9 protein-coding genes are annotated in these 8228 nt (G+C 72.6%); 8 read left to right on the top strand and 1 reads right to left on the bottom strand.

The features are described from left to right. The 8 genes from mbhE to D7X55_RS30935 all read left to right on the top strand — a co-directional run. Positions 1–968 (top strand): hydrogen gas-evolving membrane-bound hydrogenase subunit E (gene mbhE, locus D7X55_RS30970; protein WP_121724945.1); only part of this gene is annotated, 968 nt, incomplete at its 5' end. Continuing rightward, the gene (locus D7X55_RS30965; protein ID WP_120551412.1) at positions 965–1414 is read left to right on the top strand and encodes an MnhB domain-containing protein; all 450 of its coding nucleotides are present in this window, start codon (positions 965–967) and stop codon (positions 1412–1414) included. The genes mbhE and D7X55_RS30965, both read left to right, overlap by 4 nt. Beyond that, positions 1411–1779 (top strand): sodium:proton antiporter, encoded by a 369-nt coding sequence (locus D7X55_RS30960; protein ID WP_120551411.1) that lies wholly within the window; start codon positions 1411–1413, stop codon positions 1777–1779. Before D7X55_RS30965 ends, D7X55_RS30960 begins: the two co-directional genes overlap by 4 nt. Beyond that, a complete protein-coding gene (locus tag D7X55_RS30955) occupies positions 1779–3146 on the top strand; it encodes a complex I subunit 5 family protein (protein ID WP_120551410.1) in 1368 nt (455 codons plus the stop codon). Before D7X55_RS30960 ends, D7X55_RS30955 begins: the two co-directional genes overlap by 1 nt. Then, a complete protein-coding gene (locus tag D7X55_RS30950) occupies positions 3143–3640 on the top strand; it encodes a Na+/H+ antiporter subunit E (RefSeq protein ID WP_120551409.1) in 498 nt (165 codons plus the stop codon). The genes D7X55_RS30955 and D7X55_RS30950 overlap by 4 nt, the downstream gene beginning before the upstream one ends. A gap of 15 nt (positions 3641–3655) precedes the next feature. Beyond that, positions 3656–3943, top strand: coding sequence for a monovalent cation/H+ antiporter complex subunit F (locus D7X55_RS30945; RefSeq protein WP_120551408.1), 288 nt, complete (start codon positions 3656–3658; stop codon positions 3941–3943). After that, the gene (locus D7X55_RS30940; RefSeq protein WP_121724944.1) at positions 3943–4275 is read left to right on the top strand and encodes a monovalent cation/H(+) antiporter subunit G; all 333 of its coding nucleotides are present in this window, start codon (positions 3943–3945) and stop codon (positions 4273–4275) included. The genes D7X55_RS30945 and D7X55_RS30940 overlap by 1 nt, the downstream gene beginning before the upstream one ends. A 128-nt stretch (positions 4276–4403) precedes the next feature. Next, the gene (locus tag D7X55_RS30935; protein WP_121724943.1) at positions 4404–6197 is read left to right on the top strand and encodes a thiamine pyrophosphate-requiring protein; all 1794 of its coding nucleotides are present in this window, start codon (positions 4404–4406) and stop codon (positions 6195–6197) included. Positions 6198–6206: 9 nt separating this feature from the next. On the opposite strand, the gene D7X55_RS30930 is transcribed toward D7X55_RS30935, so the two are convergent. Next, on the bottom strand, positions 6207–8228 hold a 2022-nt coding region (locus D7X55_RS30930), incomplete at its 5' end, for an ADOP family duplicated permease (protein ID WP_121724942.1).

Genomic DNA, 8228 nt, shown 5'->3' with positions numbered 1-8228 from the left:
TCGTCGTGCTCGCCGCGAGCATCCTGCTGGGCGGCGTGCTCCCAGGCCTCCTCGTCACCCCCGCCCGCGCGGCAGCGGAGACGATGCGCGGCGAGCCCTCCACGCTGGAGCTCGCGTACCACCTGGACGCGCGCGCGGAGAACCTGCTCGCCGTGGGGGCCTGGGTCCTGGGCGCGCTGCTCTTCGCCACGCGCAACGCCTGGACGCCCGCGCTCTCCCGCGTGCTGAACGCCGCCTCCCATGTGGGCGCCGAGCGCGGCTACCGCCTGCTGCTGCTCCAGCTGGACCGGCTGTCCACGTGGCTGCACGAGAAGGAGGTGCGCGACCTGCGCGACCGCGTGGCGTCCGTGCTGGTGCCCACGGGCCTCTTGGGCCTGACCGTGCTGGGCGTGACGCCGCTGCGCGACCGCTTCACGGTGGGCACGGTGGGCCCGGCGGACGTGACGCTGGTGATGGCGCTGGCCTTCGCGTCCGCCGCCGCGCTGGCCACGCTGCGCGCGAAGGGCCACCTGCGGCTGGTGCTGCTCATCTCCTGCGTGGGCTTCAGCCTGGCCATGGTGTTCGCCTTCGCCGCCGCGCCCGACGTGGCCCTCACCTCCGTGCTGGTGGAGACCATCTTCACGCTGCTCTTCGCGGGCCTCCTGGCCCTCCTGCCGCGCGAGCGCCTCAAGCTCGCCCAGGACGAGGCCCAGAACCCGCGCGGACGCGACCGCCTGGCGGGCGCCGTCGCGGGCGCGAGCGCCTTCCTCCTGAGCTGGAGCGCCCTGTCCCACCTGCATGTCGACCGCGTGGGCGCGCAGACGGTGCGGCTGGCAAAGGCCGCGCACTCCCCCAACGTCGTCGCCGCCGTGCTCACGGACTTCCGGGGCCTGGACACCGTGGGCGAGATGACCGTGGTGGTGGCGGCGCTGCTGGGCGTCACCAGCCTCCTGAGCCTCAACCTGAGCCGCAAGGGGAAGAAGCAATGATCTCCTTCGTCCCACCCCTGTCGCGCCTGCTGCTGTGGCCGTCGTTGATCATCGCGCTGGCGCTCTGGCTGAAGGGAGGCGCGTCGGTGGGCGGCGGCTTTCCGGCCGGGGCGCTGGCGGGGCTCGCGGTGCTGCTCCAGTACGTGACGGCGGGGCGCGACCAGACCCGGCGCTTCGTGGCGGTGCGGTACGCGGCGCCGCTGGCGGGCGTGGGGCTGTTGCTGGTGGTGGGCACCGCGTTCCTGCCCGTGCTCGCGGGCTACGCGCCCATGAGCCTCTTTCCGCGTCCGGACCAGCAGGAGCTGGGCGTGGGCGGCCTGCACCTGCACACGGCGCTCATCTTCGAGGGAGGGCTGATGCTCATCGTCTTCGGGCTGGTGGTCACCGTCATCGACCGCTTCGCCCTGCGCACGGACTCGGACGCGGAAGAGGAGGCCGGGCCATGATCCTCATCGCGTCCCTGGTGGTGGGCCTGCTGTTCGCGGTCGGTGTCCGCATGGTGCTGGAGCGCGAGCTGGTGCGCGTGGCGTGCGGCACGGTGCTCATCACCAACTCCAGCGTGCTGCTCATCCTCGCGGGCTCCTTCCCGGAGCGCGGCGAGGCGCTGAACGTGCACGATGGCGGGCCGGTGACGGACCCGGTGCTCCAGTCGCTGGCGCTCACGGCCATCGTCATCGGCTTCGCGGTGTCCGCGCTGCTGCTCACGCTGGTGCACCGCACGCAGCGGGCGCACGGCTCGCTGCGCACGGACCGGCTGGTGGAGGCGGAGTTGAAGCGCGTGCACGCCGTGGAGAAGGAGGAGGGGCACTGATGCCGCTCTGGGGACCGCTGCTCCTGCCGTGGGTGCTGGGCGTGGTGCTGGCGTTCCTGGACGGACGCCGCGCGTGGGTGGCGTGGCTGGCCATCGCGGGGCTCGCGGGCACGCTGGTGTGCACGGTGCTGCTGCTCCCCCAGGCCTGGAGCGCGCAGGCGCCCCAGTTCGTCACGGGGGACTGGCCCGTGGGCGTGGGCATCCGCCTGCGAGCGGATCAGCTGTCCATCGTGTTCGCGCTGGTGTCCACGTCCGTGGTGCTGGGCACGCTCGTGTACGAGCACGTGGCGGGCGGCATCACGTCGCGCAGCTTCCCCGCGCTGGTGGTCTTCATGGGCGCGGGGCTCACGGGGGTGTTCTTCACGTCGGACGCGTTCAACTTCTACGTCTTCTTCGAGCTGGCCATGACGGCCGCGTTCGGGCTGGCGTCGTACGGCGAGAAGCCCCGCAACCTGCGCGCCGCGTTCACCTTCGTGGTGGTGAACCTGATGGGGTCCTCGCTGTTCCTCACGGCGGTGGTGATGCTGTACCTGACCACCGGCACGCTGGACATGCTGTCCATCATCGCGTGGGGCCAGGCGGGGCCGCCGTTCGCGCTGCTGGTGCCGGGCACGCTGCTGCTCTGCGCGTTCGGCGTGAAGCTGGGCTTCTTCCCGTTCCACTTCTGGGCGCCGGCGGTGTACCGGGACGCGGGCCCCACCGTGGCGGCGCTGCTCGCGGGGGCGCTGGCGAACATCGGCAGCTATGGGCTCTTGCGCTTCGGCGTGGACGTCATGCCGCAGGTGCTGGCGCAGGCCCGGCCGCTGCTGGAAGTCCTGGGCGCGGCGAGCATCCTCTATGGCTCCATCCTCGCGCTCTCCCGGCGGGACACGCGCGAGGTGCTGGCCTACGCGTCGATTTCGCAAGCGGGGCTCATCATCACCGCGCTGAGCCTGGAGGGCCGTGAGGGGCTGTGCGCGGCGGTGGCGCTGGCGCTGGCGGGCTCCGTGGACAAGACGGCGCTGTTCCTGGCCCAGGACCGGGGCGGCGAGCGGGCGCGCCGGGCCTATTCCGTGGCGGCCTTCAGCACGGCGGGCGTGCCGCCCACGGCGGGCTTCTGGTCCAAGGCCTGGCTCTTGCGCGCGGCGCTGGAGCAGGGGCACACGCCGCTCGCGGGGCTGGTGGTGCTGGCGAGCACCCTGTCGCTGCTGGCCCTCTTCCGCGCCTACCAGCGCGAGCGCTGGCTCCGGGAGGGCGCGGCCCTGCACCGGGGCACGGGCGCGGTGGTGTACGCGCTGTCCCTGGCGCTCATCGTCGCGGGGTTCTGGCCGGAGCCGCTGTTGCGCGCGGGGCGGGACGCCATCCAGGGCCTGGGGACGCTGCCATGAGCGCTCGCACCTTCGTGCACGCGCTGGCCCTGGCGCTGCTGTACATGCTGATGGTGGGCAGCCTCCACCCGGTGGACCTGGTGCTGGGCTTCGTGCTGGCCCTGGGCGTGATGCGCCTGTTCCCCATGGCGGGCCTGCCCCCTGTCCTGCCCGCGCGCGAGCACTGGCGGCGCACGCTGCACCTGCCGCGCTTCGGCTGGGCCCTGGCCGTGCTGGTGACGCGCAGCTGCTTCCACGTCCTCAGGATCGTCTTCGGCCCCCTGGAGCGGGCGGACCGCGCGGGCGTGGTGGAGGTCCCCATGGGCGAGCGCACCGCGCGCGGCGTGCAGGTGTCCTCGTGGGTCATCTCCCTGGCCCCGGGCACGGTGCTGCTGGAGCTGGACTGGGAGAAGCGCGTGATGCGCATGCACGCGCTGGACGCGTCCGACCCGGCCCAGCTCATCCAGCAGCAGGACAACTTCTATCAGCGCTACCAGCGCGCGGTGTTCCCGTAAGGAGGCGGCCCGGCGATGCACGAGACCTTCTTCACCCTGGCCATCGTGTGGATGGTGGGCCTCTTGGGCGCGATGGTGCTGCTGGCCTCGCGCCAGCGCTCCGCGCCGGACGTGCTCATGTCCGTGGACACGCTGGGCCTGGTCATCTGCGCGGTGCTGGCCCTCTATGGCGCCATACGCCGGGAGGCCGGCTACCTGGACGCGGCCCTGGTGCTGGCCCTGCTCTCCTACGTGCAGACCGTGGCCGGCGCGCGCTACCTGCACCACGGCCGCGCCTTCCACGACGAGGAGGACGGCCGGTGATGTCCACCCTGTTGCAGTGGGTGTCCAATGGCCTGGTGACGCTGGGCCTGCTCTTCATCACCGCCGCCATCATCGGCCTGTACCGCCTGCCCTCGGTGCTTACCCGCGTGCACGCGGCGGGCGCGGTGCCCTTCGGCGGAGCGCTGGTCATCATCGGCGCCACGCTGGCGACGGAGGATGGCTGGCTGTTCCTGCGCGGCCTGCTCGTCGCCGCGTTCCTGATGCTCACCATCCCCAGCTCCGCGCACGCCATCGCCTGGCTGGCGGAGAAGCGCCCGGAGCTGGCCCACGACAAGGCCCGCCGCGCCCGGCCCGGGCGAGGCCGCCAGTAGCCGCCCGCACGCAGGCCCGCTCACGGGAGGGGAGAACAGGCACCCGGATGCCCTGGGGCTCCGCGGCGCATCGCGGTCACTAGCTTGATCCGCGAGGGACCTCCAACCCGAACCCGGGAGCCTCGCGCATGAGCGCCACCGTCAGCGACTACCTCATCTACCGCCTCATCCAGTGGGGCGTGCGCCGCATCTACGGCTACCCGGGGGACGGCATCAACGGCGTGATGGGCGCGCTGGGGCGCAGCTCCGAGATGAAGTTCGTACAGGTGCGCCACGAGGAGATGGCCGCCTTCGCCGCCTGCGCGCACGCGAAGTTCACCGGCGAGGTGGGCGTGTGCATGGCCACCTCCGGCCCGGGGGCCGTCCACCTGCTCAACGGCCTCTATGACGCGAAGCTGGACCACCAGCCCGTGGTGGCCATCGTGGGCCAGCAGTCGCGCACGGCCCTGGGCGGCAACTACCAGCAGGAGGTGGACCTCACCACGCTCTTCAAGGACGTGGCCAGCGAGTACGTCACCATGGTGACCGCGCCCTCCGCCATCCGCCACGCGCTGGACCGCGCCGTGCGCATCGCCCTGTCCGAGCGCACCGTGACGTGTCTCATCATCCCCAATGACCTGCAGGAGCAGCCGTACGAACCGCCGCCGCGCAAGCACGGCACCGTGCACTCCAGCGTGGGCTACGCGCCTCCGCGAGTGATTCCCCAGGACGCGGACCTGCGCCGCGCCGCGGACGTCCTCAACGCCGGCAAGAAGGTGGCGATGCTGGTGGGCGCGGGGGCCATGAACGCGGCGGATGAGGTGCTGGAGGTCGCGGACCGGCTGGGCGCGGGCGTCGCCAAGGCGCTGCTGGGCAAGGCGGTGCTGCCGGACGCGCTGCCCTTCGTGACGGGCGCCATCGGCCTGTTGGGCACGAAGCCCAGCTGGGACCTGATGCAGGAGTGCGACACGCTCCTGATGGTGGGCACCAGCTTCCCCTACTCGGAATTCCTGCCGCCGGTGGGGCAGGCGCGCGGCGTTCAAGTCGACCTGGACGGGCGGATGGTCTCCATCCGCTACCCCATGGAGGTGGGGCTCGTGGGCGACGCGAAGGAGACGCTGCGAGCGCTCATCCCCCAGCTGAAGCGCAAGGAGGACCGGAGCTGGCGCGAGGGGGTGGAGAAGGGCGTGGCGCGCTGGTGGAAGGTGTTGGAGGCGCGCGCCATGAACGACGCGAACCCCATCAACCCGCAGCGCGTGTTCTGGGAGCTGTCGTCCCGGCTGCCCGACGGCGCCATCCTCACGGCGGATTCCGGCAGCGGGACGGACTGGTACGCGCGGGACGTGAAGCTGCGCAAGGGGATGATGGCGTCCCTGTCCGGCAACCTGGCCACCATGGGCTGCGGCGTGCCGTACGCGCTGGGCGCGAAGTTCGCCTTCCCCCACCGCCCCGTCATCGCGCTGGTGGGCGACGGCGCGATGCAGATGAACGGCAACGCGGAGCTCATCACCATCGCGAAGTACTGGAAGGAATGGCAGGACCCGCGCCTCATCGTCATGGTGCTCAACAACCGCGACCTGAACCAGGTGACCTGGGAGCAGCGGGCCATGGCCGGCGACCCGAAGCTCTCCGCGTCGCAGGACCTGCCGGACTTCCCCTATGCGGAGTACGCCCGGTCCCTGGGCCTCAAGGGCATCCGCGTGGACCGGCCGGACCGCATCGCCGCCGCCTGGGAGGAAGCGCTGAGCGCGGACCGGCCCGTTGTCTACGAGGCCTACGTGGACCCCAACGTGCCGCCCCTGCCGCCACACATCACCCTGGAGCAGGCGAAGATGTTCGCCTCCGCCGTCGTGAAGGGCGACCCGGACGCGGGCGGCTTCCTCAAGCAGTCCGTGAAGGAGGTCGTGGAGACCTTCCTCCCCCACAAGGGCGGCAGGTCCTGACGCGGGGGCTCAGGCGTCCTGGCGCAGGGCCTCGGCGGGGGAGACGCGCGTGGCGGCGAGCGCGGGCAGCCAGCTGGCCGCCAGCGCCGTGAGGAGGAGCAGCGCGGGGGCTCCCACGAAGATGACCGGGTCCAGGGGCGTGATGCCGAAGAGCATCGCGGAGAGCGCCCGGGCCAGCAGCCCGGCGCAGGCCAGGCCCACGGCGAGCCCCAGCCCCGTGAGCCGCAGCCCCTGGAGCATGACCAGTCGCAGCAGCGCCCGCGGCGTCGCGCCCAGGGCGCTCCGGATGCCCAGCTCGCGCGTCCGCTGCGTCACCCAGAAGGCCAGCAACCCATACAGCCCCACCGAGGCCAGGACCGCGCCCAGCAGCGCGAACGCCGTCAGCAGCCCGCCAATCACCCGCACCCGCTCGGAGCTGGCCTCCACCACGCGGTCCAGAGGGCGGACGTTGAGCAGCCGCAGGTTCGGATCCGCCGCGCGCACCTCTTCGCGCAGCAGCGCCAGCAACCGGGGCGCCGGCAGCGAGGACTTCACCACCAGGCTCAGGCTCTTGCGCAGGTCCTGCCCCACCGGGACATAGAGGTCCCCCGTGGGCGCCACGGAGATGCGCTCCATGGGCACGTCCCCGACGACGCCAATGACCTCCCGGGGAGCGGCGTCGCGGTCCAGCTGGAGCCGGGCGCCCACGGGGTTCCGGCCCGGCAGGTACCGGCGCGCGAAGGCCTCGCTGACCACCACCACGGGGGGACGGTCCGCCGTGTCGCCGTCCTCCATGAGGCGGCCCTGCTTCAGGGGAATGCCCATCGCCCGGAAGGCGCCCGCGCTGGCGGGCACGTACCCGGCCCGGGGCGGCGTCCCGGAGGCCGGCGGCGTCCCCGCGACCTGGAAGCCCACGTTCTCGCGCCAGACCTCTCCGGTGAGGGGAAGGGTCCCCGTGAAGCCCGCCGCGTCCACGCCGGAAAGCGCCTCCAGCCGTCCGGTGAGCGCCCGGGCCACGGCCGCGGCCCGCGCCTCGTCCGGGAACCTCTCCACCGGGAAGAACACCTCCGCCACCGTGACCCGTTGGGACTCGAAGCCCAGGGGCACGGCCTGGAGCTTCCACAGCGTGCGGAGCATGAGGCCGGAGCCCACCAGCGGCACCAGCGCCAGGGCGAGCTGCACGACGACCAGCGCCGACCGGGTCCACCCCAGTGACGTCGCGCCTCGCCCCCCGCGCGTCACCGGCGCGAGCGCGGCCCGCGCCTCCCCGCGCGAGGCGTGAAGCGCGGGCAAAAGCCCCACGAGCATCGCCGTCAGCAGGGACACGGCCGCCGTGAGGCCGAGCATGAAGGGCTCCAGCCCCGGCCCTGACGCGAACTGGGACGGGACGAAGGTCTGGAGCAGCCCCTGCCCCCAGAGCGCGAGCAGCAGTCCGCCCACGCCGCCGAACAGGGCCCGGACCCCGCTCTCCACGAACACCTGGCGGATCAGCTGCCAGCGGGTCGCTCCCAGCGCGATGCGCACCGTCAGCTCATGCATCCGCGCGCTGCCCCGCGCGAGCAGCAGGTTCGTGAGGTTCGCGCACCCCAGCAGCAACAGCAGCACCGCGACGCCCGTGACGACCTTGAGCTGGGAGAGGGACTGCTCGACGAGGTACGCATGGAGGGGCTCCACGAGCACGCCCACCCGGGGTTCGCCCGGGACGTCTCCGGCCTCCAGGGTGAGCGGGAGCAGCTCCGCGCGGGCCTGCTCCACGGACACGCCTGGACGCAGCCGCCCCACGACGCGCAGCAGGTTCCCCGCGTCCCGGGACGCATCCAGCGCCAGGGGCTTCCACACCTCCACCTCTGGCTCGAAGTGGAAGGACTCCGGCAGCACGCCCACGATGACGTGGGACTCGTCGTTCAGCAGCAGGTGCTGGCCCAGCGCGGCGGGGTCCGCCCCGTACAGGCGCTGCCACAGCGCATGTGTCAGCACCACCGTGCGGTCGCGGCCGGGGACCTCCTCTTGCGCACCCCAGAGCCGCCCCAGCGCGGGCCGGACCCCCAGCAT

The sequence above is a fragment of the Corallococcus sp. AB049A genome, assembly GCF_003668885.1.
GTDB lineage: Bacteria > Myxococcota > Myxococcia > Myxococcales > Myxococcaceae > Corallococcus > Corallococcus interemptor.
The sequence above is the reverse complement of the archived record's forward strand: the minus strand, read 5'-3'. Positions and strand labels throughout refer to the sequence as shown.

Excerpts from the sequence above, each read along its gene's own strand:
- D7X55_RS30965 (WP_120551412.1), top strand. The coding sequence starts at position 965 with ATGATCTCCTTCGTCCCACCCCTGTCGCGCCTGCTGCTGTGGCCGTCG.
- D7X55_RS30960 (WP_120551411.1), top strand. The coding sequence starts at position 1,411 with ATGATCCTCATCGCGTCCCTGGTGGTGGGCCTGCTGTTCGCGGTCGGT.
- D7X55_RS30955 (WP_120551410.1), top strand. The coding sequence starts at position 1,779 with ATGCCGCTCTGGGGACCGCTGCTCCTGCCGTGGGTGCTGGGCGTGGTG.
- D7X55_RS30950 (WP_120551409.1), top strand. The coding sequence starts at position 3,143 with ATGAGCGCTCGCACCTTCGTGCACGCGCTGGCCCTGGCGCTGCTGTAC.
- D7X55_RS30945 (WP_120551408.1), top strand. The coding sequence starts at position 3,656 with ATGCACGAGACCTTCTTCACCCTGGCCATCGTGTGGATGGTGGGCCTC.
- D7X55_RS30940 (WP_121724944.1), top strand. The coding sequence starts at position 3,943 with ATGTCCACCCTGTTGCAGTGGGTGTCCAATGGCCTGGTGACGCTGGGC.
- D7X55_RS30935 (WP_121724943.1), top strand. The coding sequence starts at position 4,404 with ATGAGCGCCACCGTCAGCGACTACCTCATCTACCGCCTCATCCAGTGG.